We start from the raw sequence: 26065 nt of genomic DNA, 5'->3' as shown, positions 1-26065 counted from the left end.
TAGTGGGTATTTGATAAAAAACTATTCTTGAAAGTCTTAATATCACAAATATTACAGTTAATTTTATCTTCAATATTGATCTTACTTTCTTAGAGTAGTGTAAAATGTAATAAATAAATAAAATCAACAAGGTAAATGGATGCAGTTTTAAATTCAAAAATTCAAAAGATTTTACTACTGAGCGCTTTTCTTTTTTTCTTCATTGGAAAAATTCAGGCTCAAAAAATTGAAAATGTTTCTAAGAAAGGAGAAACTTCAGTAGAAGTTTTGCTTTCCGACAACAAAAAAATACTAATAGATTTTTATGGAGAAAATATTTTTCGGTTATTTTTAGATCCAAAAGGCGGAGACGTAAGAAATCCCGAAGCGGTACCTCCTGCTCAAATTTTGGTAGATCAGCCTAGAAAAAAAGTAAAAGAAATTGCTGTCAACAATTTACCACAGACTGTTTCTATCTCCACCGGTAAAATTAAAATAGAAATAGAAAAAACAACTTCTTTATTTAAAGTATTCAACCTGAGCCTTAATAAACAGGTATGTTCTTTTATTGCTCCCATTGAATTTAATTCTAAAGAAGCCGTGCTCACTTTATCTCAGGGAAAAGATGAATATTTCTATGGAGGTGGTGTACAAAACGGTCGATTTTCTCATAAAGGAAATACTATTTTCATCGTGAATCAAAACAACTGGACTGATGGTGGCGTGGCATCACCCAATCCTTATTATTGGTCTACCAACGGATATGGTTTTATGTGGCATACTTTCAAGAAAGGATATTATGATTTCGGTAAACAGAATAAAAATGAAGTGAAACTGGCTCATGAGACCAATTATCTGGATGTTTTCTTTATGGTAAATGATCATCCTGAATCTTTATTGAACGATTTTTACCAGCTCACGGGAAACCCTGTACTTTTACCCAAGTTTGGTTTTTATGAAGGACATCTTAATGCCTACAATAGAGATTATTGGAAAGAAGATGAGAAAGGAATTCTATTTGAAGACGGAAAAAGATATAAAGAGAGCCAGAAAGATAACGGTGGCGTTAAAGAATCTTTAAATGGAGAAAAAAATAACTATCAGTTTTCTGCCAGAGCAGTGATAGACCGTTATAAAAATACAGATATGCCTTTGGGCTGGATTTTACCCAATGATGGCTACAGTGCAGGATACGGACAGACAGAAACCCTGGATGGCAATATCGCTAACCTAAAATCTCTCGGAAATTATGCCAGACAAAACGGAGTAGAAATAGGATTGTGGACGCAATCAGATTTGCATCCTAAAGATGGGATAAGCGCCCTTTTGCAAAGAGATATCATAAAGGAAGTAGGTGACGCAGGCGTAAGAGTATTAAAAACCGATGTTGCCTGGGTAGGCCCTGGTTATTCATTCGGGCTGAACGGTATTTCAGAGGTAGCTCAAATAATGCCACGCTATGGTAACGGAAGTCGTCCTTTTATCATTTCATTAGACGGCTGGGCTGGTTCGCAACGATATGCAGGTATTTGGACAGGAGACCAAACCGGTGGAGAGTGGGAATATATCAGATTCCACATTCCTACCTATATAGGTTCTGGTTTGTCTGGCCAACCTAACATTACCTCGGATATGGATGGTATTTTCGGAGGGAAAAACCCGATTATCAATACAAGGGATTTCCAATGGAAAACCTTTACTCCTATGCAACTCAACATGGATGGCTGGGGAACCAATGAAAAGTATCCCCATGCTTTGGGTGAATCAGCTGCTTCTATTAACAGGAACTATTTAAAATTGAAATCCAATCTGCTTCCTTATACCTATAGTATCGCGAAGGAAGCTGTAGAGGGATTGCCAATGATCAGAGCCATGTTTTTAGATGAAGCTAATGAATATACCTTAGGAAAATCTACCCAGTACCAATATCAGTATGGACCCTATTTCTTAGTAGCTCCGGTATATCAGGCTACAAAAATGGATAAAGCAGGAAATGACATTAGAAATAATATTTACCTTCCTAAAGGAAATTGGATTGATTACTTTACAGGCCAGACTTATGAAGGAGGCATTGTTTTAAATCATTTCGATGCTCCAGTTTGGAAACTCCCTCTATTTGTAAAGCCGGGCGCTATTATTCCGATGGTAAATGCCAATAACAACATTCATCAAATCAATAAAAAATTAAGAATGTATGAAGTGTATCCTTCAGACAAATCCAGTTTTACAGAATATGATGACGATGGCGTAACCGAAAATTACAGGAAAAAAGAATCTGTAAGCACCCTTATAGAAAGTAATGTGGTGAAAAATACGGCAACAATAAGCATTTCTCCTACTCAAGGTAATTTTAATGGTTTTGAAAAAGAAAAAATGACAGAATTTAGAATTAATGTTACTAAAAAACCATCTGCTGTAAAACTTTCTATTGGGGGTAAAAATATAAAACTGAATGCCGTAAATACCTTAGATGAATTCAATAATGCTACGAACGTATATTTTTACAACAGCAAACCGGAATTCAATAATTTCTCTACAAAAGATTCTGAATTTGCAAAGGTTTCAATTTCCCGAAATCCACAAGTTTGGATAAAATCAGAAATCACCGATGTAAGCAAAAACAAAGTAGAGCTTGTCATTAAAGACTACCAGTTTATTAATGCCAATCAATTAAAAAATAATTCCGGAGTATTTGCAGAAGTTTTAAAACCAATCACTTCAGAAAACACAAACACCGCATATTCTATATTGCCGTCATGGAATACAATTCCTAATGCTGATTATTACGAAATACTATATAACAATATGGTATACAGTAATATAAAAGACACCTCTTTCTTATTTGAAGGATTAACTCCTGAAACGAAATATGATTTCAAATTAAGAGCCGTAAATAAAGCCAATACCTCCGATTGGGTTCCTTTTTCAGCTCAAACCAATAAAAACCCTTATGAATTCGCCATTAAAGGCATAAAAGCCACAGCCACAATTCCAAGTCAGGAAGGAGAAGGTTTAGAAAATCTTTTTGATCAGGATGTGAGCACGGGCTGGCATTCAGATTATGAAAAAAGCAAAGTCCCTTTTGAAATAATTTTAGATTTAGGCTCTATTAATACCATAAGCAAATTAGAATATATTCCCAGAAGCAGTGGTTACAACGGAATATTGATGAACGGTAAAATTTCGTATAGTGATAATAAAAAAGATTGGACAGAACTTGGCTCTTTTACATGGGATAGAAATAACAAAAGTAAATCTTTAGATTTCGCCACACATCCTACCACAAGATTTATGAAGATTGAAGTAAGCAATGCTTTCAAAAACTTTGGCAGTGGAAACGAATTATATGTATTCAAAGTTCCAGGGTCTTCAAGTTTGCTTCCTGGCGATATCAACAATGATCAGAAAATTGACAGGAATGACTTTACTTCCTATATGAATTATACAGGTTTGAGAAAAGGAGATTCTGATTTTGAAGGCTATATCAGCAATGGAGATATAAATAAGAACGGTTTCATTGATGCATATGATATTTCTAACGTTGCGACAAAAATAGATGGAGGAGTAAGCGATGAAGAATTGAAACCATTGCAAGGCAGCATTACAGTCTCTGCTTCAAAACAGCAATATGCTAAGAATGATATCATTGAAGTTGTAGTAAAAGGGAGTAATCTGCAATCTGTAAATGCATTGAGTTTTGCTATTCCATATAACCAACAGGAATTGGAATATATAGGAATTACGCCATTAAATATCGCACAAATGGAAAACCTGACTTATGATAGACTGCATTCCAACAAAGAGAAGGTATTATATCCTACGCTGGTTAGTGTAGGACAAAAACGTCCTTTAGAAGGCACAGCGGATTTATTCATTATTAAATTTAAGGCAAAACGAAACGGATCATTTAATATAAAAGCTACTAATGGATTGCTGGTTGATAAAACACTGAATTCTATTGGCTTTTAATTACGAGGCTGTTTAAAAACAAAAGAAAGAATTTACATTTTTTGACACTAATCTCACGATGTGAGTAAGTTAAAAAGTCAAAGGCTTGGATTGTATAATCTGAGCCTTTTTTTAACTTTTATTTGTGTTGTTATGAAAGCAGCTTCAGATAAAAAATTTAATTCAAATCTATTACAGGGAATTCCTGATAATTAAATCCGAAGCATTTTCAATTCTTTGTTGTTTGGCATTAAGAATCATCTCCGCTAAAATCTTTCCCATCTGCCAAAAATCTGTAGAAATCGTAGTAATGCCATTTTCTACAATCCCTTTGAGTGGCGTTTCGTTGTAGGAGATAATTCCGAAATCCTTTTTAATCTTCAGCTTCTGCTTTTTAGACTGCTTAATAACGTTGACTAAATGTTTATCATCAGGAATGATGAATACGTCTCCATTCTGTATTTCTTCATCGGTAAAATTACTGATAATGGTATGTTTCTTTTTATACTGCTCACAAAAACTCGTAAATCCTTCTACCATGCCTATAGGCTCTTTTTTTCCGGGGAAAATAAGAATCAGTCTTTGGTAGGCTTCGAGCAAAGTTTTCGCTTTTGACAGACCATTATACATGTCTTTTGCGAAATTCTGATGTACTGATGAATATTCTCTTAAATGTAAATTGGTTTGATCTAATATATAAACGTCCTTCTTTGGAAGCATCTTAATAATGGGTGCCGTATCATTCATATTGCCCGGCATAATGATGTATTTTGTGTAGTTTCCATTATTTTCTTCAATTAACTTCTTGAAGACATCTATATTGAAATAGTGGAAAAAAACATGGATATTAGATCTTTGCTGCAGCTCTTCCAAAAATGAATTATAAAGGGTTTCCTTGAAAGCATTCAGTTCATCAAATAGTAGAAAAATTCGCTCTTCAAAATCCCAATCGGTACTTTTTATATAATATCCTTTACCTAAAATAGCATTTACTATTCCTCTTTTTTTCAGTGTTTCGTAGGCATATAGGACGGTGTCTCTGGAAATACCAAATTCCATACAGACCTTATTGATGGAAGGTAGTTTGTCATTTTTTTTTAGCAGCTGTTGAGCAAGAGCTTGTTCAATGGAGTTTATAATCTGCTGGTATTTAGGCACAAAAGAGTCGGGGATTATTTTTATAAGCCTCATAATATTTCCAATATTTTTTAAACTAGTAGTAAATATACAAAAACTGGTAGGAACAAGTATGGAAGTGCTTCTTAAATTTATACATTTGATAACATATAGGCTTATTTTATGTAATTGTGGTGTGAAAGATTCAATTTTATTCTCAATGATTTATTAGGATCCCTAAACTGTTGAATACCCTAGACTACATGAAAGTGCTGAAAAGTATAAAAATCTATGAAAAACTTACTATAAAAATTTTTAAGCGTGGGAAAACTATCGACATCTGATTTTGTTATATTTCTAATTTATTTTTTGGTTGTAACGGTATACGGCTTATGGATATACAAGCGGAAAAAATCAAAAACTACAGGAAGCAAAGATTATTTCCTTGCAGAAGGCTCACTTACATGGTGGGCAATTGGAGCGAGTTTGATTGCATCTAATATTTCGGCAGAACAATTTATTGGAATGAGTGGGGAAGGCTTCTTCATAGGAGTAGCCGTAGCTGTCTACGAGTGGCTGGCTGCCATTGCACTTATCATTATTGCAGTATGGTTTATTCCTATTTATCTCAAAAATAAAATTTATACGATGCCCCAGTTTTTGGAAACACGATATAATAAGTCTGTTTCTCTTATTATGGCTATTTTTTGGCTGTTTTTGTATGTAATCGTTAATCTTACTTCCATTCTTTATTTAGGAGCTGTAGCTATTGATTCGTTACTTGGCGGAGGTCATCTGCATATCATTATGGTTGTACTTTTACTGATGGCTTTGTTTATTGGATTGGGAGGGATGAAAGTTATTGGCTACACGGATGTTATTCAGGTAACCGTTCTTATTATTGGTGGTTTTGCTACAGTGTATATGGCATTACAGGTTGTGGATCAAAGAATTAATGGTGCTGCTGTGGGAAATGCCTTAACGGGTTTAGATACCCTTTTGAAAGAAGCTCCGGGACATTTCAAACTCATTCTGGATAAGCCACAAGTTACCACCACCACTTTATCAATGCCAGAAAATTTAGCGGCACAGAAATATATAGCTTTGCCAGGCTTAGCCATGTATTTTGCCGGACAATGGATTGTACAGCTTAATTATTGGGGGTGTAACCAATACATTACCCAAAGAGCGTTAGGAGCAGATTTAAAAACAGCAAGAATAGGAATTTTATTTGCAGGATTTTTAAAACTTTTTATGCCTGTAATTGTTGTGCTTCCCGGGATTGCAGCTTACGTACTCTATACAAAAGGTCATTTGTCAAATTTTAATGGAGTAAAAGATAGTGCTTATTCTGCAATGTTGGGGTTGCTTCCATCTGGGCTTAAAGGTCTTGCGGTGGCTGCTTTAACAGCTGCAATAGTAGCATCACTTGCCGGAAAAGTAAACAGTATATCCACCATTTTTACTTTAGATATTTATAAAAAATATTTAAAAACCAACACCTCTGAAATACAAATGGTAAGAACAGGACGTTGGGCAATTATAGTGGCGATGTTGATTGCTTTGGTATTTACATGGACAGATATTTTGGGAATCGGTGGAGAAGGAGGTTTTACATTTATACAAAAATATACAGGTTTTATTAGTCCGGGGGTATTTGCTATGTTTATTTTAGGGATGTTTTGGAAGATAACTACCGGAACCGCTGCTATAGTTGGCGTTATTCTTGGTTTTTTATTATCTATATTCTTTAACAGCTTTGCCGTTGAACTATTTGGAAAAGAAACATGGATTTATACGGCATTCACCTATGAAAAATTGGAAAATGGCGCGGTGAAAACCATTACAGAAATTCCTTTCCTGATCAATATGGGTTGGTCATTTTTCATTACTGTAGCTGTAATGGTTCTTTTAAGTTTTTTTGGGCCAAAAGTAAATCCAAAAGCTTTTACCATAGACAAAAATATGTTCAAAGTGGACAATAGAACATTATTCCTGATTGTCATTATTGTATTGCTTCTAACTGCTATTTATGTTCGTTTTTGGTAATAGGAATAATTTTGAGTTTTGCAGTTGAGAAAATAAGAAATGGTGATTTTTTTAGCAGTTCTTTAGTAAGAACTCGTTCCGTGGAATTGATGATCTGTTGGTAATTGGCTACAACGAGTAAAGAATTATTTTAACAAGTCTCATCATATTTCCAAATTTTTAAACTGGTGGTCAATCTACAAAAACCGGTAGGAGCTAGTATGGTGGTATTGGGTAATTTTATAAATTTATTTTATTAACTAAACTAGATTTATAATATACTATGAAGCTTATTAAAAATATAATTTTAGCCCTGTCCTTAATAGGTGTCAATTTGATCAATGCACAGCAGAAACCTATTAAATACGAATCTTTCAAAATCGAAGGCGGAGAATTTAAATTTAACGGACAGGCTGTTAAATTGCATTCAGGTGAGATTCATTACGCTAGAATTCCTCATGAGTATTGGAGACATCGCTTAAAAATGGTTAAAGCCATGGGGCTAAATACAATAGCTACTTATGTATTTTGGAACTATCATGAAATAGCTCCCGGAAAATGGGATTTTCAAACCGGAAACCGAAACTTATCCGAATTCTTAAAAATTGCAAAAGAAGAAGGCTTAATGGTCATTCTTCGTCCGGGCCCTTATGTATGTGCAGAATGGGAATTCGGTGGTTATCCTTGGTTTTTGCAAAACGATAAGGATATGAAAATCAGAGAATACAATACTCCTTTTTTAAATTCGACAAAAGCCTATTTCACAGAGCTTTACAAGGTGGTAAAACCTTATCTGGTTGTTAATGGAGGTCCTATTGTTATGGTGCAGGGAGAAAATGAATTCGGATCTTTTGTTGCTCAACGGGAAGATATTAAAATGGAGGATCATAAAAAATACAGTTCATCTGTATTTGATCAGTTAAAAGAAGTGGGTTTCAAAGGTATGGAGTTTTTTACTTCAGATGGTGACTGGTTATTTGAAGGAGGCGCTTTGCCTGGCGCTCTGCCAACTGCAAATGGAGACGAGAATCCAGAAAATATTAAGAAAGAAGTAAAGAAATTCCATAATGGAGAAGGGCCTTTTATGGTGGCAGAATACTATCCCGGGTGGTTAGATCATTGGGCAGAACCTTTCCCTCGTAAAGCAGCGGAAAGAGTAAAAGGCCACATTGAAAAATTCATGAATAATGATATTTCTTTTAATATTTACATGGTGCATGGAGGAACTAACTTTGGGTTTACCTCTGGAGCCAATTATGATAAAGATCATGATATACAGCCGAGTATGACCAGTTATGATTATGATGCTCCCATTACTGAGGCAGGTTGGGAAACCGAAAAGTATTTGAAATTAAGAGAGTTATTAAAAAATTCCTCTACGCCTCCTATTCCTTCCAAAATTCCAGTCATTCAGATTCAGGGTATTCAATTGTCTCAGGCAATTGATTTGGAAAACTTAAAAAATAAGGTAAAACCCGTAATTAATGATGACCCTTTAACTTTTGAGCAATTAAATCAAGGGTATGGCTATGTTTGGTACAGCAAAAATTTTAATCAGCCCATTAAAGGAACTTTAAAACTTGATGGATTAAGAGATTATGCGATTGTTTATGTGAATGGGGAAAAAGTAGGAGAGCTTAACCGTTACTATAAAAAATATGAATGTGAAGTGAATATACCCTTCAATGGAAAACTAGACATTCTGGTAGAAAACATGGGAAGAATTAACTATGGTGCTGCTATTAATAAGAATACAAAAGGAATTATTTCTCCTGTCTTTATTAATGACCGAAAAATAACCGGAGATTGGGAAATGTACGGGCTCCCTTTTGAAAAGGCTCCGGTAATTGATGCCAAACAAAAATCTGATTTAAAAGAGAACAGACCCACCATCTACAAAGGAAATTTTAATGTATCGAAAGTGGGAGACACTTTCTTAGATATGCGACCTTTTGGGAAGGGAATTGTATTTGTTAACGGTATTAATTTAGGAAGATATTGGTCAGTAGGGCCACAGCAGACATTATATTTACCGGGATGCTATTTAAAAAAGGGTAATAATGAGATTATTATTTTTGAACAGAAGAATAATAAAATTAATAAAGAATTAAACACATTACCCGAACCTATTTTAGACAAATTAATCCCTGAAAACGGGTCAAACTGATATAAATAATAAACTCAGTATGAGTAATTCATTTAACAGTAAAGATCATCCACATAGAAGATATAATCCTTTATTGGATGAATGGGTTTTGGTATCACCACAAAGAGCAAAACGGCCATGGCAGGGACAGCAGGAGGAACCATTAACAAGCGTTCAAAATCAGTATGACCCCGAATGCTATTTATGTCCGGGAAATTTAAGAATTAACGGAGTCCAAAACCCCCGGTATGAAGGTGTATATGTATTCGATAATGATTTTGGATCTTTATTGAGCGAAGGAGTATCCTTTGATAAAACTGAGGATGAGTTATTTCAAATGAAACCTGAAAGAGGAATTAACCGGGTAATTTGCTTTTCACATGACCATTCATTGACTCTTCCTGAAATGTCCGTAGAAGCAATCACAAACGTGGTGTCTGTCTGGAAAGAAGAATATCAGAATCTGGGAGAACTGGATTACATTAATCATGTTCAGATTTTTGAAAATAAAGGGGCCATTATGGGGTGTAGTAATCCCCATCCTCACGGGCAGATTTGGGCACAGTCATCCATTCCTTCACAGGTGGCCAGAACACAGCAAAATCTGAAGAACTATTATGATAAACATGGAACAACCCTTCTGTCTGATTATCTTCAAAGAGAAATAGAAATTAATGAACGAATTATACTGGAAAATAAAGGTTTTGTGGCTTTGGTCCCATTTTGGGCAACCTGGCCGTTTGAAACAATGATTATCAGTAAAAAGCCCTTAAATAACCTATTGGCTTTTTCACATGAAGATCAAGCTTTATTGGCTCAAATATTGAAAGATTTAACTACGAAATACGATAATATTTTCTCCGTTTCTTTTCCCTATTCTGCAGGAATACACCAGGCTCCTACAGATTCAGAATCCCATGAAGAATGGCATTTTCATATGCATTTTTATCCCCCTTTGCTTCGCTCAGCCAGTGTGAAGAAATTTATGGTGGGATATGAAATGTTAGCAGAGGCTCAAAGAGATATTACGCCGGAACAAAGTGCCGAAATTCTTAAAAAAAGTTCAATAATTCATTATAAAAATAGATAAAATTGTAAAGGCCATATATTGTCATTATGTAGGACTTTTACTTCATATAGCTAAAGGAAAAAATGAAAAAAATAAATTAGAAAATTTTTCATTTTTTATAGGTTATGCTATTAATATTATACTAGGTTAAAAAATATTCGTCAATGAAGTTAGACCTTTTAAAAGGGTAGAAAAGTTAATTTTGATAAAATTTAAATAGGCTCTTAATTAACGTATATTGTTTTATAAATCAAATATAAATAAATGTCAGATATTAAATATATTGATTCTTTAGTTAAAGAAGGTGATATCCCTCTTTTTAGAGCGTTATATGGGCGAGATTCAGAATTATTACGTCAGCAGGCAACCCGGTATACCAAAACATTATCCCGTTTCAAAGACGTTTTTGGAGATAAAGAGGTTTCTGTTTTCAGTTCCCCGGGAAGAACCGAAATTGGAGGTAATCATACAGACCATAATCATGGTCGCGTATTAGCAGGCGCAGTAAACCTGGATAATATTGCCATTGCTGCTAAAAATAATTCAGATATAATTCGGATTGAATCTTCAGGTTATCAAACATTTGAAGTAGATTTAAATCATCTTATTCCCAACGAAAATGAATTTTTAACTCCAAATGCTCTTGTCCGGGGGATTAATGCCCGATTAAATGAATTGGGATATGAAATAGGAGGATTCGATGCCGTAATTGACGGATGTGTTCCTAAAGGTTCCGGATTAAGTTCATCAGCATCATTTGAAGTATTAATTGGAGTAATTGTTAGTCATTTATTTAATAAAGGTAAATTAGATCCTATATTAAATGCTCGTATAGGGCAATATGCAGAAAATGTTTTCTTTGGAAAACCTTGTGGATTAATGGATCAGGTCGCTTGTTCGGTAGGAGGATTGGTAACCATTGATTTTGCCGATGTAAAAAATCCTGTCGTTAAAAAAATAGATTTTGATTTTGAATCTACGGGTTTTTCTTTAGTCATTACAGATACCCGGGGAGATCATACCAATCTGAATAATGAATATGCTGTTTTACCTAAAGAGATGAAAGAAGTTGCAGCCCATTTAGGATGTAGTGTGCTGAGAGAAACTACTCTGGAAAAAGTAATGGATATGGCACCTTCTATCCGTCAGAAAGTGGGAGACCGGGCTATTTTAAGGGCAATTCATTTTGAATGCGAAAATGATCGGGTAGTAGATGAAGTAAATGCATTAGAGAAGAATGATTTTAAAAAATTTTTACAATTGGTAATAGATTCAGGACATAGTTCATATATGTACAATCAAAATGTTTATGTATCAAGCAACATAAAAGAACAGGCCGTTTCATTGGGATTGGCTTATAGTGAGGTAGTACTGAAAGGCGCCGGAGCCTGGCGTGTGCATGGAGGAGGATTTGCAGGAACGATACAAGCCTTTGTTCCTGAAAATTTGCTTGAAAAATATACAACAACTTTAAATCATTTATTTGGTGCCGGTTCTTGTCATCCTTTATTTATCCGACAAAAAGGAGCCGTTAAATTAGATTTTTAAAATAATGGGTATCATCAATGAAGTGGCTTTTAACACAGTTCACAACAATCAAAAAGTAGAATTATTTACTCTGAAAAATAAGAATGGGATGATTGTGCAGGTAACTAATTATGGCGCAATCATAGTGAGTATTAATGTTAAGGATAAAGAGGGGAAACTGGCAGATGTAGTACAGGGATATGATACAGCACAGGAATATATTGATAATAATAAACTTTATCAGGGAGCTATTTGTGGCAGATATGCTAATCGTATCAAAAAAGGAAAATTTACATTAAACAGAAAAGAATATTCATTAGCAGTGAACGATGAGGGCAATCATTTGCATGGTGGTTGGATTGGTTTTGATAAAAAAATATGGGAGGTTAAAGAATCTTCTGTCTCGAAAGTAGCTTTTCAATACACTTCTCCTGACGGGGAAGAAGGATACCCGGGTACAGTAACTGTAACAGTAACCTATTCTATTAATGAAAATAATGAATTGCGGTTAGATTATTCAGGGACAACAGATCAGGAAACGATACTCAATCTTGTGAATCATTCTTATTTTAATTTGGCGGGAGAAGGTTGCGGAACAATAAATAACCATCAATTGCAGATTGAGGCTGATTTTTACACCCCTCTTACAAAAAACCATGAACCAACAGGTGAGATTTTAAATGTAAAAAATACCCCGTTTGATTTTACCTCCTTCACATGTATTGGAGACCGGATTGATACTGATCACGATCAACTTGCTATTGGAAATGGATATGATCATAATTTTGTTTTGAAACACCATATACATAGTTTAGATTTGGTAGCCACGGCCATAGAGCCGCAGTCAGGTAGAAAAATGGAAGTTTTGACCACGATGCCGGGCTTACAATTATATACAGCCAATTGGATTAAAAATGAAAAAGGAAAAGAGGATCATATATACCGGGAAAGAGAGGCATTTTGTTTAGAAACGCAAAATTTTCCCGATGCCATTAATCAATCTCATTTTCCATCACCAATACTCACTCCTGAAAATGTATATGAACATTCAACTATTTATAAATTCTCAATTATTGACATCAAATAATTAGATTGAATGTGTGCTGTCACAATAGATGCACTGCAAAATAAGAGAGAGTTTTCCCATCCGTAGAAGATGATTTCATGAAATAAAAAGAGGAGGCCCTTTTTGGACCTCCTTTTCTTGTATCTAAAAGTATTGCTGACAGATTTGAGCGATGGCTGCAAACCTAACATGCAAGACTTGTACAAATATTATTCTTTAATAATTTTAGATTTATATTGATGGGTTCCGTCATTGATTAAAATAACATAAATTCCAGTTCTCAAATCTTGTATTTTATTGTTAAGTTCCTTATTTATCTCATATAAAGAACCTTTTGTAGAAATATATAATTTTCCTGCCATATCATATAATTCTGCTTTCAGATTTTCTTTTGGATTTTTAATATTAATCACTAATTTTTGTCCATTTTTTAAAGGATTCGGATAAACAACAAGGTCGTTATTATTGGTCTTAATATCATCAACAGCTAACGTATTTGCCGGGAAAACGAGAATTTTTTGTCCATTATATCCTACTGCATATACTTTCACGGCACCAGAAGGGAAATCAACATAGGTATTTGCCAATGTAGTATCTCCTGTTCCTGTAATAGAAACACTGATTAGCTGGTCACTTGCATTATAAGTTTCAAACGCAACAGCATTACTCCACTGAGAATTATTTACCAATAAAAATTGGCCTTGCGTATTGTTCACAATTTGAGCCCCAATTCCCGTAATACCAGAAACAGGCAGAAGATTTTTATATGCATTCACGCTGTTTGCCGAAATATAATTAATCACCGGAGAGATTGGTTTTGTATATCCCTTCATTAAAACATAGGCTTTCACATCATCAATCATACTTTGTGTAATCGTAAGCTGACCGTTTGAATAATCTGAAATTGTAGCATTAATAGGTTTTAAAAACCCTGTATTTGTAAAGAAATCAATAAGATCTTCTTGTACGGCGTCGCACGTATTTTTCACAAAATTCATTACCAGTTGTCCTTGTGTAAGCTGAGATTCATCCGTATTTCTTACTTTCTCAGCCACTACAGCAAGCCAATGGGCATAATCTACCCCTGTAACCGGACCTGATGGAGATTGTGTATCTTCATCCGACATATCTGAATCAAATGCAAGGGTTGAAGCACCTTTTGAAGCACCCGCTAACTGATAATACAATTCTAACTGCCAAAACGGAACAAGGCTTCTGAAATTCGCGTCAGCAGGATTCACATAGTCTGTTCTGAACTGATCCATAATATTCTTCCCGTTAATTTGTGTCTGAATAATAATTTCTCCAAACCGGTTTCCGGTAACTTTAGGAAAAACAGTTTTATCCGCAATTTCACCTTCCAGTCTTGTAAACCTGTTAGCTCCTGTAGGTGAATACAAATTATAATAGGCCCACAATGAATACAAATTATTTGTAATTTCTGTTGTTCCAATCCATCTTAAGCCGGGACGTACCTGGTTGATATGACCTAATTCATGAGCTACTCCCCAAATGTCAAGCCCGGTTGCCGAAGCAGAATTTGAAAGTCCCCAGGTAAGGTCTAGATGAGCACCCATGCCTCCTGCATACCAGCCTCCTGAAGATTCGGTGTAAACAAGCTGTCTGTTTTTAAAATTTTTATTGAATTTGAAAAAGCCCATCATTTCTCTTTCAGATTTAGCAATTGCATCGTATTTATCAATTAAAGGCTGAGCGGTTGTGAAATGGAAATTGCTTATGGCAGACTTATCAATCAGTAGTTTTGTGTAATAACCTTCTACATCAATTTTTGGATAGACATCATTAGTTAGCATTTCTACCCATTCTGCAGATGTTGTATCCTTTTTATATTTACCATTTACAATACCAGCTGTGATATTTACCGATATAGGTGCAGCATTTGCATCATCAGTGTAATAGGAAATATATCCAAGTCCGGCATTGGTAATAGTAAGAATGTTCAGCCCATTTTTCAATTCATAAGATTTTTCAGGAGACGATCCTTCAGTAGCGAAATCTCTAATTTTTAAATAAACGTTGCTTGTATTGGTAATATCTTTTGCAAAAACAATTGCTGTGGTATTGTTCTGAAACGCAATTCCTGTAGGATTTTCAAATCCGTTGTAATTTGCTATTTTATATTGACTGTTTATTGATTCAATTGTTTTATAAGCAGTAAACGTCTGAACTCTGTATTTTTTATTATATGTATTGTTAAACAGACATTGAGCTAAGCCTTTTATGAACGGAGAGGCAATCGCATCAATATCCTGCTGGGTAACAGAAGGTTTTAGCGTACTAAAAATACTATCATTAAATATATTAGCATACTGAGAAGAATTAAAACTATTTGGGTTTGTTTGGAAAAACTCCATTTCAGCACAGCTGGCAAAATTGTTTTTTCCATCCAGCACTTCAATCTTAATATTTAATGGAATAATTGTAGAAGGAAAAACTACAGTTTTAATAGTACCTGTTTGCCCAAAATTCTGAGTGGAAATATCTACGTAAACAGGATTGGAAACTGTATTATAACTTATTTTTATATTTCCAAAAAGCCCGTTTGGCCCGCCATCCTGTCTTGGTATATACTTTAAATAATTCATAGCGGTCTGTCCATCAAACTTATAAATCAGAGAAATAGGAAAGGTGGCTGCTGTAGCATCCCAACTACAATGATAAAGTGTGTTTACATCACCATCAAAAGACATCTCAATGTTTTCACCCGATTGGAAGCTTGAAGCTGATGATCCTGAAACCTGAGGTAGCACTGCGATATCAGTATAAGCCGAGAACTCATTGGTTGCAAGCGAACATTCTGTTTGTACAGGATCCATTGGTTCTGAAGAATAAAATTCCATTTCTGCACAGCTTGAGAAATTATTCTTAGCCTCCAAAATATCTACTCTTATAACGGCAGGATGAATAATTGCTGTTGGCAAGTCTATTGTTTTAGCCGTATTATCCGCTGCCCAGGAAATAACTCCGGTTGCTGCCGTAAAAATGGTTGGATCAGATTGTGTGGAATAGGAAACCTTTACACTTGTCCAGATTCCGTTGGGTCCGGAAGGTCTGGGCTTGTATATCAGTTTATTTACACTTTTTACGCGATTGGAAAAATTGAAATTTAATTGATCCGGCATCGCTGTACTCAAATTATACCGGGAATGGTAAAGTGTATTCGTATTATTATCATTACACATGCCTGCCTCAAATCCAGGTTGTGGTGGCTGTAATGAGTTTGCATATGCTACTGGCATTTTATACTGCTGAGCAAAAGCTGTCTGTAAAAAGAACAGAAATAAAAAAATAAAATATTTGTTTCTCATCTTGTTGGGTTAAATTTTTGATTAGTAATAATATAAACACTTCGGTATACCTGTAATAAAAATTTTCTTTTCTAAATTAAGAATTAAAATAGTTGTACAAACTGGTACCTACCTGTTTTTGAATAGGCACCACCAGTTGATTGGAGTTGCTATATTTTTCAATCCAATTGTTGTGACTGCAAGTTTTGAGAATCTTTGCTAAATTTTTTCAATATGGTTTTGGAAGATCCGGACCAAATGAACAACCCTTTTGATGGGACTTTCGAAGAAATTCGGTTACCTGAAAAGTCAGAATATGCAGGTCACAGAAAAGATTACCTTCAAATTAAGAGAAAGTAGCTTATTTTGATAAGCCATTAAAAATAAAAAACCCCTCAAATTATACAATTTGAGGGGAGAGAAATAGTCCTATTTCTTGTGGTTTCTCCAGGAATCGAACCAGGGACACATGGATTTTCAATCCATTGCTCTACCAACTGAGCTAAGAAACCATTATATTTTTGTTTGTCTTACTTCGTTGTTTTAAAGTGATGCAAAAGTAGTAAGTTTTCTTATATGAAGCAAGTATTAACGGGACTTTTTTTCAATAAAAATAAAACTTACTGATTTTCAGCTGAATTATTTTCCTGTTCTTTTCTGATGTGGTCGCTCATCTCCTCCAGTACAGGCTTTATCGTACTTTCCGGAAGATCGCTGATGCGGATATACATCAGTCCGTCTATGGCATCATTGAAGTTCGGGTCTACATTAAAAGCAATTACTTTAGCATTCTGTTTGATGTATTTTTTGATCAGAACAGGAAGCCTAAGCTCAGGTTCAAGATCGTCAATAATCTTGTCAAGCTTATTCAGATCCGATTCCATTTCTTCAAAAAAGATATTTTTATCCCTGTCGCGCAGCTTTACTTTGTATTCATTTCTCGGAGTGATATATTGAGCCACTGCGGAATCAAAATAATTCGAACGCATAAATTCAATCATCAGAGACTTGGAAAACTCCGAAAATTTATTGGAAATACTTACACCGCCCATCAGGAATTTATGATCGGAATTTCTCAAACATACATGTACAATCCCTCTCCATAAAAGGAAAAGGGGAAGTGGCTTCTGCTGATACTCCTCACAGATATAGGCACGGCCCATTTCAATGACTTTTTTGAAAAACGGGTGAATGTCCTGTTCAAACTCAAATAAAGAGCTTGTATAGAATCCTTTGATGCCGTATTTTTTCATGACTTCCTTCCCTAAAGCCATTCTGTAAGCTCCTGCAAGCTTCTCTGCGCTGCTGTCCCATAGAAAAAGATGATGGTAATGCTTATCATATTCATCCAGGTCAAAAGGCAGGTTGCTTCCTTCACCCACAGCACGGAAAGTAAGTTCTCTCTGACGCCCGATTTCTCTCATGACAGAAGGGATTTCCTCGTAAGTCGTGAAATAAATCTCATAGTTTCCATTACTGAAAAGCATCTTATCAGTACCCTTCAGACGGTTGATGTCCTTCAGGATATCTTCCTTAGGTGTTTCGTCAATAATATTCTGAACGATATTTTCTTCTTTTAAGAGAGGAAATTTTACCGTTAAATTTTTTAAATTGATGGTTTGTGCCAATGATTTTCTCTTCTCGTAGTAAGATTTCATCATGTACACTTTACGTTTCAGAAACTCTCCCAGTTCTTCAATGGTTTCGCTTTCATCCATTGCTTTTACGGTGATTGGTTTTCCTATCCTGATTCTGATTGGTTTTTCCCGGTCATTCATCATTTCGGCAGGAAGCATAAGCGTCTGTAAACTCGGATGGAGCTTGGCTACCTGATAAAACAGGCGGCTGTTTTTAGCATGAAAATACAGTGGAACTACCGGAACTTTGGCCATTCTGATCAGTTTAAGGGCTGGTTTTTCCCACTCTCTGTCCAGAATTTCACCATATGGATTGTTTTTATTGGATACTTCTCCTGCAGGAAAAATCCCTACACAGCCTCCGTTCTGAAGGTGTTTCAGGGTTTCACGCATGCCTGAGGTACTGCTGTAAGCTTCTTTTCTGTTCTCAAAAGGGTTTACAGAAATTACATACGGTTCCATGGGCTTGATTTTTTCCAAAAGGAAATTACCCATTACTTTAAAATCCGGTCGTACTTCCGTAAGAATTTTGCACATTAAAATACCGTCAATCGCACCCAGCGGATGGTTTGAAACCAGAATGAAAGGTCCTGTTTTGGGAACTTTCGCCAGGTCTTCCTCAAAAGCGATGTAGCTTAAATTTCTTTCTCTTACAAATGAGTCGAAAAAGTCTTTGCCTTCCTTGTCCTTTAATTTATCGTATAACCTATTAACTTCATTTATTTTGGCAATGCTCATCACGGCAGAAGCCACCGGGTTTTTGAGGAACCCGATTTTGCTTAAGCCGGAAGCTGTGATAAGATCGTTTTTCGAAATTAAACTCATATGTGTTTAGTCGCAGTTAAAATTATTGTGTTACCATTTGAACCGTATTTTTGGAAATTTGTTCCAATAATACATTTTTTTCCTGGTAAAATTGATCAATATGATCCATATTCGCATTTCTTACTGTGAATAAAGATACATTTTTAACTGCTTTAGTTTTAAATATTTTTTGAAGTTCATCATTAAGCTCATCCACCTGATTGAATTTATCTTCAAGACACAGGGCTAATGAAATAGCAGAATTCTGCATCAGAGATACTTTAATCTTATATTTCGACAGATATCCGAAAATAAGGCTCATATGATCTTCAGCAATGAATGAAAAATCTCTGGTAGAAATTTTCAACAGTACCTGATCCTCTTTCAGAATATAAGATTCTTCCTGCTGGTTCTTATCTGATGCACCCACTTTGGTTCCTTCTTTAGTAGGATCTACAAAAGATTTTACATAGAACGGAATGCTTTTCTGCTGTAGAGGCTGTAATGTTTTTGGATGAATGACACTTGCTCCGTAATAAGCCATCTCAATAGCTTCTTCGTAAGAAATATTGGAAAGCAGCGAAACATCACTGAATTTTCTTGGATCTCCCGTCATTACACCCGGAACATCTTTCCAGATGGTCATAGCTTCTGCATTCAGGCAGTAAGCAAAAATAGCAGCAGAATAGTCAGATCCTTCTCTTCCTAAAGTCACCGTGAAATTATTGTCATCAGAACCTATGAAACCTTGCGTTACATAGCAGATTTCCGTATTCAGCGTTGAAATGAACTCTTCTGTTCTTGCCCAGTCTACAGCACCTTCTCTATATGAATTGTCTGTTTTGATATAATCTCTTGCATCCAGCCACTGATTCGTAAACTGAATCTCGTTCAGATATTCGCTGAGGATTTTTGTAGAGATCATTTCCCCGCAGCTTACCACCTGGTCATAGACAAAATTGTAGTTGGGCGACTTGTTTCTTCTTAAAAATGAATCGATATCATCAAAAAATACATTGATCTCCGCAAAAACGGCATGATTTTCAGGAAAAAGACCTTCCGCAATCTCAATGTGTTTTCGTTTTATCTTTTCAATCTCAGTTTGATAGTTATCCTTCTTGAAATAAAGTTCTACAACTTTTTCCAACTCATTCGTCGTTTTGCCCATTGCTGAAATCACCAGCAGACATTTGGAAAATCCCTGGCTTTTTAAAACCATAGACACATTTTTCACACTTTCAGCATCCTTTACTGATGCTCCACCAAACTTGAAAATTTTCATTAATTTGTTTAAAATAAATTTGTTAGATTAAAAATTACATGAGTTTTTTACGGATGTCAAAATTATAAATTTACAATGAGATATGAAAGTGTCCCGGGCCTTGAAGGAATTAAGATTTTATTAAAATTGAGACTTGATGAATATTATCAGAATTTCATTGATTTATTGTCATCAAATGGGGATTAATATTGTACCCGGAATTTTAAGTGTATAGGAGGGTGAGTCTTGTATCGTATTGAAAAACAAATGATAAGGTCTTTTCTGATAAAAGCTTTCTTTCTCCGATAAATTTTCCGAAATTTGGCGAAAACGTAAAAAGAAAAATATGTCAAATCAACCATTACAGACTTTAGGAGAATTTCTTATAGATAAACAGGATGATTTTCAATACTCTACAGGTGAATTTTCCCGTCTTCTAAGTGCAATAAGATTGGCTTCGAAAGTGGTAAACAGAGAAGTAAATAAAGCCGGGATCGTAGATATTACAGGAGCTGCCGGAAATCAGAATGTTCAGGGGGAAGAACAGCAGAAACTGGATGTGATTGCCAATGAAATCTTTATTACAGCTTTGTCTCAGAGAGAGGTGGTTTGCGGTATTGCATCTGAGGAAAATGATGATTTTATAGACATTAAATGTGGAGAAAACGGGCATCTTAGTAAATATGTAGTACTTATTGATCCTTTAGACGGATCTTCCAATATTGACGTGAATGTTTCCGTAGGAACTATTTTCTCTATTTATAGAAGAGTTACAGAACCGGGAACTCCGGTTCAGCTGGAGGATTTTCTTCAGAAGGGAATTAATCAGATTGCAGCAGGTTACGTAATTTACGGTTCTTCTACCATGATTGTTTATACTACCGGAAACGGCGTAAACGGATTTACTTTGGATCCTTCTCTGGGAACCTATTATCTTTCCCATCCTAATATGACTTTCCCAAAAACCGGGAAAATCTATTCCATTAACGAAGGAAATTACATCAAATTCCCTCAGGGAGTAAAGAACTACCTTAAATACTGTCAGATGGAAGAAGGAGACCGTCCTTATACATCGAGATATATTGGATCTTTAGTAGCTGATTTTCACAGAAATATGCTGAAAGGAGGAATTTATATTTACCCTTCTTATTCTCAGGCTCCCAACGGAAAACTGAGACTGTTGTACGAGTGTAATCCTATGGCGTTTCTGGCTGAACAGGCTGGTGGTAAAGCTACTGACGGATTCAGAAGAATTCTTGAAGTAGAACCTACGGAACTTCATCAGAGAATTCCGTTTTTCTGTGGAAGCATTCAGATGGTGGAAAAAGCAGAGGAATTTATGCGGATCGACAGTGTAAAATAATGAAAGCAAAATATTCCAGATATTTATTAGAATTTAAACGCCCGAGCGGAACGTCTCGCGGCGTTTTGCATGAAAAAGAGACCTTTTTTCTTGAAGTTGAAGACAATGGAAATAAAGGAATCGGGGAGTGCGCCTTATTCAGAGGATTGAGTTTTGATGACAGACCGGATTATGAAGAAAAGCTTCAATGGTTGTGCGAACATATCAATGAAGATCCAATCTATTTAAAAGAGGAGTTAAAAGAATTTCCATCCATATGGTTCGGTTATGAACAGGCTGTTCTGAATCTGAAACACGGAAATCATCTGTATTTTCCTGGTGAGTTTACAGAAGGAAAATCTGCTATCACGATTAACGGACTGATCTGGATGGGAGATATCGGCTACATGGAAGAACAGATTCAGGAAAAGCTTGATAAAGGCTTTCACTGCATCAAACTGAAGATAGGTGTAGACTGGAATTCTGAACATGAAATCCTCAGAAAATTAAGAGCTAAATTTTCAAAAGACCAGCTCGAGCTTCGTGTAGATGCCAACGGAGGTTTCAGTAAAGATGAAGCAAAAACGGTGTTGAAGCAGCTTGCAGACCTTCATATTCATTCTATTGAACAACCAATCAAAGCAGGAAATTGGAAAGATATGGCTGAATTATGTTCCGAAACACCGACTCCTATTGCACTGGATGAAGAACTGATCGGAATTACAGATTCCCTTGAAAAGAAGAAGCTTTTAGAAACCATCAAACCCCAGTACATCATTCTAAAACCGGCTTTGGTAGGTGGTTTTGCGAGTTCTGATGAATGGATTTCTCTTGCAGAAGAACTGAATATAGGCTGGTGGATTACATCTGCCCTTGAAAGTAATATAGGCCTGAACGCTATTGCTCAGTATACCTTTACCAAAAAAAATCCGATGCCGCAAGGTTTGGGCACCGGATCTCTATTTGTCAATAATTTTGAATCCAGTCTGGAACTCAGAAATGAGTTGCTGTGGTTCAAAAAAGAATAAGGAATTAACGAGCTAGATTAAAATGAAGGAGGAGAATCTGCGCACGTTGCATTCCCGGAATGTTCAGCGTCCCATTCTCTGCAACATCTTTTTCTGGGATCCCAATTGTTGCAGCCTATAGGAATTATTCCTCCTTTAATGGTTTTCAGTTCTCCTTTTTGAAGTTTTCTCATGTTTTTCATAGCAAAATTTTAATTTGATTGGTAAAGTAAATATCAATCTCTTTTTTTTATTGCACAAGATTTTAACTGAATTTAACTAAATTCACTAACCTGAGACTTTTAAATTGTGTAATAAATTTACTTTTACAAAAGAAAATTGAGAAAATATTAAATAACATATTCCTCCGTAGAGAACAACGGAAGATACAGGTAGAAACAAGGTTTGGATAAAGTAGTATTAGGGTCGGATAATTTATTTTTTTATGGGTTAATAATATTCAATTAAATCACGTCTTTTACGAAAATTGCTTTCTTAATATAATTCAATAGATAAGAAAACTTGTTTTTAATTCTTCTCATGATAAAATTTTTATTTCTCTGTTTAATGAAAATTTACAATCTTTGTGCCAATTTAAACGTAAGTTTAAAGTTTAACATATGATTCATTTCATAGGCGCTTTTTTAATGTATTGTTAAGAAATAATTGTGAATGTATTTTCGTTATCTTTTGATCTCCCGGTGATTAAGTTTCGGTCTACACCATACAGATTCTGGAAAATATCCTTCTGTACCATCGAACTGGACAGGTATCCCCAGTGATTTCCCACTTCATATTTAAAGCTGTTCAACACATCATCCTTTACAAAAGTACAGTCGATAACAGATACAATATCTTTAAACCTTTCAATGTCTCCGGGTCCGTTTTTACCTAATCTTGGAGTCAGAATATTTTTTGTGAATTGTGAGATCCCCAATATCGTATCTTTTCTGTTCATATAAATAGAAACACGGTTGGCCAATAAAGGCAGCTTATTGAATGAATCCTCCGCATCCTCAAAAACCTTGTACGTTACATCCGCATTCAAAAGAAGAACCTGATCTATCACACGCAGGATATTCTCTTTTTTGAGGCTGTACAGCATACTTTGCAGCACTCTGTTCCCCATGGAATGAGCCATGATATGTATTCTTTGATTGCAGGGAGCCAGATCGCGGTTTGAAAAAATATCCTTTAAAAACTGAGTGTAAAAATAAAACAGCCTCATCAGCGACGATCCTGAGTTGATACTCGATGCTTTGTCATCAAAATACGTCAATGGAACAATGCTGCTTGATGCAGGCCAGCTTACAAAAAGAATGTGCTCTACAGGTGAAGCGGGATTGTCGATAAACAACTTTTTCAGATCAATGATGGCTTTGAGTTCATCATCAAAATCGTAAGCATATCCATGAATAAAAATCAGAACATCGCTCCGGTCTTTTGTGGAAGACATATTTTTGTAAAGCTCATAGAACATTCTCTGCGTACCGCCTAGATTATTTGCGGTGAGCGTAGATTTTTTAATGCCTTTTTCATTTTGTAGAACTTCCAGGACATCCTGATAACCCTGTTTTTCAGGTTCGGAAAATAGTCTGTAATTTAAGATAGCCCGGTTGGTATAATCTTTCTTTTTTTTTGCGGCTGCGGTGGGCTCTTTATAGTTGTCGAAATCACATTTTGCAATCCTGAAATTGGGAATAGAGTACTCATCATTGGAAAATGAGTCTAGTTTTTCGCCCTTGTGGCGGACGATCTTACGATTGCTTAAAATATAAACAGCCATAGTCAGTAGTTTTGGAAACGGTTTTTAGTTTCATCTAATGTAATCAAAAATATTGAATTATCATCAGTTTAGCTTTTAAATTATCATTTTCGTAAGCCCCAAATTTTCCGTAACTTTGTCAAACTTTTTTTGCATACAATAAAAGCTAATTTAATAATGGAAGAAGAAAAAAAATCACTCAATTTTATTGAGCAAATTATTGAAGATGATATCGAAAACGGTCTGAAAAAAGACCAGATCCGTTTCCGTTTTCCACCTGAACCTAATGGGTACCTGCATATTGGCCATACCAAAGCCATTTGCATCAACTTTGGTCTTGGTGAAAAGTACAACGCTCCCGTAAACCTTCGTTTCGACGATACAAATCCTGAAAAAGAAGAGCAGGAATTTGTGGATTCTATCAAGAAAGATGTTGAATGGCTAGGTTTTAAATGGGATAAAGAGCTGTATGCATCCGACTACTTCCAGCAGCTTTACGAATGGGCCGTACAGATGATTAAAGAAGGAAAAGCTTATGTAGATGAGCAGCCATCTGAAGTGATTACGGAACAGAGAAAGAACCCTACAGAGCCTGGAATAGAGTCGCCGTATAGAAATCGTCCGGTAGAAGAATCTCTGGACCTGTTTGAAAGAATGAAGAACGGAGAATTCGAGGAAGGCTCAATGTCTCTTCGTGCTCAGATCGATATGGTTTCTCCTAACATGAACCTTCGTGATCCTGTGATGTACAGAATTCTTAAAAGACCTCACCACAGAACAGGTACCGCATGGAAGATTTATCCTATGTACGACTGGGCGCATGGTGAATCCGATTATCTGGAGCAGGTGTCGCACTCATTGTGTTCATTGGAATTCGAAAACCACAGACCTCTTTACAACTGGTATCTGGAGCAGGTATACGACGAAGCTAAAGTAGCACCGAAACAGAGAGAATTCGCGAGAATGAATGTCTCTTATATGATCACGTCCAAGAGAAAACTACAGAGACTGGTTGCTGAAAAAGCAGTGACAGGCTGGGACGATCCAAGAATGCCTACGATCTCAGGAATGAGAAGAAAAGGCTTCACTCCGGCATCCATCAGAAATTTCATTGAAAGAGTAGGAGTTGCCAAGAGAGAAAACCTGATCGAGATCCAGCTTTTGGATTTCAGTGTACGTGAAGACCTGAACAAGGTAGCAAAGCGTGTAATGGCTGTAGTAGACCCTGTAAAACTGATTATTGAAAATTACCCTGAAGGACAGGAAGAATGGCTTGAAACTGAAAATAATCCGGAACAGGAAGACGCAGGGACAAGAGAAGTTCCGTTCTCAAGAGAATTATATATCGAAAGAGAAGATTTTAAAGAAGAAGCTAATAATAAGTTCTTCAGACTGAAATTAGGTGGTGAAGTACGTTTAAAATCAGCTTACATCATCAAGGCGGAAAGAGTAGAGAAAGATGAAAACGGAGAAATCACGACCATCTATGCTACCTACGACGAGAAAAGTAAGTCTGGAAGCGGAACCGAGGAAAGTTTAAGAAAAGTAAAAGGCACGCTTCACTGGGTATCTGCTATTCATGCGATTCCGGTAGATATCAGAATTTATGAAAACCTCTTTACTGTAGAGCAGCCGGATGCGGAGAAAGATGTAGATTTCCTGAATTTCATCAATCCGGATTCAGTAACTACAATTAAAGGATATGCTGAGCCAAGCTTAAAAGACGTTGAAGTGGGAGAGCCGCTTCAGTTCCAGAGAATCGGATACTTTACAAAAGATCAGGATTCTACGGATTCTGATTTAGTCTTCAACCGTACAGTAACATTAAAGGATTCTTTTAAACCTTAGTATCTTTTTAATGATTAATATAGGGCAGGACTTTCAACAGGTCCTGCTTTTTTTATTTTTAAAGTGAAATACAACTTTTCATAATTGGTTCACATTATTTCCCAAAGATGGGGTATATTTCTGCCTCTATCAAAATGATTGATAAAAAAATAGTCTTTTAAAGGGGCTTCTGTGCGAATTTTTCTAATTTTGTAACTCACTCAATTTTCTCCCA

The 26065-nt window shown here is 35.7% G+C and carries 15 protein-coding genes and 1 tRNA gene; 9 read left to right on the top strand and 7 right to left on the bottom strand.

The window, feature by feature from the left end:
• Positions 1 to 135: 135 nt before the first annotated feature.
• The gene (locus tag ACM46_RS05605; RefSeq protein ID WP_048505669.1) at positions 136 to 3948 is read left to right on the top strand and encodes a TIM-barrel domain-containing protein; all 3813 of its coding nucleotides are present in this window, start codon (positions 136 to 138) and stop codon (positions 3946 to 3948) included.
• A gap of 171 nt (positions 3949 to 4119) precedes the next feature.
• Here the strand turns inward: ACM46_RS05605 and ACM46_RS05600 are convergent, their stop codons facing one another.
• A complete protein-coding gene (locus ACM46_RS05600; protein ID WP_048505668.1) occupies positions 4120 to 5118 on the bottom strand; it encodes a GntR family transcriptional regulator in 999 nt (332 codons plus the stop codon).
• A gap of 246 nt (positions 5119 to 5364) precedes the next feature.
• Here ACM46_RS05600 and ACM46_RS05595 point away from each other — a divergent pair, with 246 nt between their 5' ends.
• The 5 genes from ACM46_RS05595 to ACM46_RS05575 all read left to right on the top strand — a co-directional run bounded on the left by ACM46_RS05595 (position 5365) and on the right by ACM46_RS05575 (position 12900).
• Complete coding sequence (locus ACM46_RS05595) at positions 5365 to 7092, top strand: sodium:solute symporter family transporter (RefSeq protein WP_048505667.1); 1728 nt, start codon at positions 5365 to 5367, stop codon at positions 7090 to 7092.
• A 262-nt stretch (positions 7093 to 7354) separates the two neighbouring features.
• On the top strand, positions 7355 to 9238 hold the full coding sequence (locus tag ACM46_RS05590) for a beta-galactosidase (RefSeq protein ID WP_053082674.1): 1884 nt from the start codon (positions 7355 to 7357) through the stop codon (positions 9236 to 9238).
• Positions 9239 to 9257: 19 nt separating this feature from the next.
• Entirely contained in the window at positions 9258 to 10307 is a 1050-nt protein-coding gene (locus ACM46_RS05585; RefSeq protein ID WP_048505666.1) for a UDP-glucose--hexose-1-phosphate uridylyltransferase, read from the top strand.
• Between the two features lie 243 nt (positions 10308 to 10550).
• Entirely contained in the window at positions 10551 to 11834 is a 1284-nt protein-coding gene (locus ACM46_RS05580; RefSeq protein ID WP_053082673.1) for a galactokinase, read from the top strand.
• A gap of 4 nt (positions 11835 to 11838) precedes the next feature.
• Entirely contained in the window at positions 11839 to 12900 is a 1062-nt protein-coding gene (locus tag ACM46_RS05575) for an aldose epimerase family protein (protein ID WP_048505665.1), read from the top strand.
• A gap of 188 nt (positions 12901 to 13088) precedes the next feature.
• On the opposite strand, the gene ACM46_RS05570 is transcribed toward ACM46_RS05575, so the two are convergent.
• The 4 genes from ACM46_RS05570 to ACM46_RS05555 form a co-directional block, all read right to left on the bottom strand.
• On the bottom strand, positions 13089 to 16208 hold the full coding sequence (locus ACM46_RS05570; protein WP_048505664.1) for a M60 family metallopeptidase: 3120 nt from the start codon (positions 16206 to 16208) through the stop codon (positions 13089 to 13091).
• 418 nt (positions 16209 to 16626) lie between these two features.
• Positions 16627 to 16699, bottom strand: a tRNA-Phe gene (locus ACM46_RS05565).
• A gap of 108 nt (positions 16700 to 16807) precedes the next feature.
• Complete coding sequence (locus tag ACM46_RS05560) at positions 16808 to 18649, bottom strand: lysophospholipid acyltransferase family protein (protein ID WP_048505663.1); 1842 nt, start codon at positions 18647 to 18649, stop codon at positions 16808 to 16810.
• Positions 18650 to 18671: 22 nt separating this feature from the next.
• Complete coding sequence (locus tag ACM46_RS05555; protein WP_048505662.1) at positions 18672 to 19910, bottom strand: aspartate kinase; 1239 nt, start codon at positions 19908 to 19910, stop codon at positions 18672 to 18674.
• A 325-nt stretch (positions 19911 to 20235) separates the two neighbouring features.
• Here ACM46_RS05555 and fbp point away from each other — a divergent pair, with 325 nt between their 5' ends.
• On the top strand, positions 20236 to 21252 hold the full coding sequence (gene fbp, locus ACM46_RS05550) for a class 1 fructose-bisphosphatase (protein ID WP_048505661.1): 1017 nt from the start codon (positions 20236 to 20238) through the stop codon (positions 21250 to 21252).
• The gene (gene menC, locus ACM46_RS05545; RefSeq protein ID WP_048505660.1) at positions 21252 to 22259 is read left to right on the top strand and encodes an o-succinylbenzoate synthase; all 1008 of its coding nucleotides are present in this window, start codon (positions 21252 to 21254) and stop codon (positions 22257 to 22259) included. Before fbp ends, menC begins: the two co-directional genes overlap by 1 nt.
• A 17-nt stretch (positions 22260 to 22276) precedes the next feature.
• Here the strand turns inward: menC and ACM46_RS23490 are convergent, their stop codons facing one another.
• Entirely contained in the window at positions 22277 to 22441 is a 165-nt protein-coding gene (locus ACM46_RS23490) for a bacteriocin-like protein (protein ID WP_420911828.1), read from the bottom strand.
• A gap of 452 nt (positions 22442 to 22893) precedes the next feature.
• Complete coding sequence (locus ACM46_RS05540; protein ID WP_048505659.1) at positions 22894 to 24024, bottom strand: alpha/beta hydrolase; 1131 nt, start codon at positions 24022 to 24024, stop codon at positions 22894 to 22896.
• A gap of 156 nt (positions 24025 to 24180) precedes the next feature.
• Here ACM46_RS05540 and ACM46_RS05535 point away from each other — a divergent pair, with 156 nt between their 5' ends.
• Positions 24181 to 25851, top strand: coding sequence for a glutamine--tRNA ligase/YqeY domain fusion protein (locus ACM46_RS05535; RefSeq protein WP_048505658.1), 1671 nt, complete (start codon positions 24181 to 24183; stop codon positions 25849 to 25851).
• Positions 25852 to 26065: the final 214 nt, after the last annotated feature.

Origin of the sequence: Chryseobacterium angstadtii, from assembly GCF_001045465.1 — a bacterium.
Taxonomy (GTDB): Bacteria; Bacteroidota; Bacteroidia; order Flavobacteriales; family Weeksellaceae; genus Chryseobacterium; species Chryseobacterium angstadtii.
This window is presented reverse-complemented; position numbering and strand designations above follow the sequence as displayed.

Excerpts from the sequence above, each read along its gene's own strand:
- ACM46_RS05605 (WP_048505669.1), top strand. The coding sequence starts at position 136 with ATGGATGCAGTTTTAAATTCAAAAATTCAAAAGATTTTACTACTGAGC.
- ACM46_RS05600 (WP_048505668.1), bottom strand. The coding sequence starts at position 5,118 with ATGAGGCTTATAAAAATAATCCCCGACTCTTTTGTGCCTAAATACCAG.
- ACM46_RS05590 (WP_053082674.1), top strand. The coding sequence starts at position 7,355 with ATGAAGCTTATTAAAAATATAATTTTAGCCCTGTCCTTAATAGGTGTC.
- ACM46_RS05585 (WP_048505666.1), top strand. The coding sequence starts at position 9,258 with ATGAGTAATTCATTTAACAGTAAAGATCATCCACATAGAAGATATAAT.
- ACM46_RS05580 (WP_053082673.1), top strand. The coding sequence starts at position 10,551 with ATGTCAGATATTAAATATATTGATTCTTTAGTTAAAGAAGGTGATATC.
- ACM46_RS05575 (WP_048505665.1), top strand. The coding sequence starts at position 11,839 with ATGGGTATCATCAATGAAGTGGCTTTTAACACAGTTCACAACAATCAA.
- ACM46_RS05570 (WP_048505664.1), bottom strand. The coding sequence starts at position 16,208 with ATGAGAAACAAATATTTTATTTTTTTATTTCTGTTCTTTTTACAGACA.
- ACM46_RS05560 (WP_048505663.1), bottom strand. The coding sequence starts at position 18,649 with ATGAGTTTAATTTCGAAAAACGATCTTATCACAGCTTCCGGCTTAAGC.
- ACM46_RS05555 (WP_048505662.1), bottom strand. The coding sequence starts at position 19,910 with ATGAAAATTTTCAAGTTTGGTGGAGCATCAGTAAAGGATGCTGAAAGT.
- fbp (WP_048505661.1), top strand. The coding sequence starts at position 20,236 with ATGTCAAATCAACCATTACAGACTTTAGGAGAATTTCTTATAGATAAA.
- menC (WP_048505660.1), top strand. The coding sequence starts at position 21,252 with ATGAAAGCAAAATATTCCAGATATTTATTAGAATTTAAACGCCCGAGC.
- ACM46_RS23490 (WP_420911828.1), bottom strand. The coding sequence starts at position 22,441 with ATGAAAAACATGAGAAAACTTCAAAAAGGAGAACTGAAAACCATTAAA.
- ACM46_RS05540 (WP_048505659.1), bottom strand. The coding sequence starts at position 24,024 with ATGGCTGTTTATATTTTAAGCAATCGTAAGATCGTCCGCCACAAGGGC.
- ACM46_RS05535 (WP_048505658.1), top strand. The coding sequence starts at position 24,181 with ATGGAAGAAGAAAAAAAATCACTCAATTTTATTGAGCAAATTATTGAA.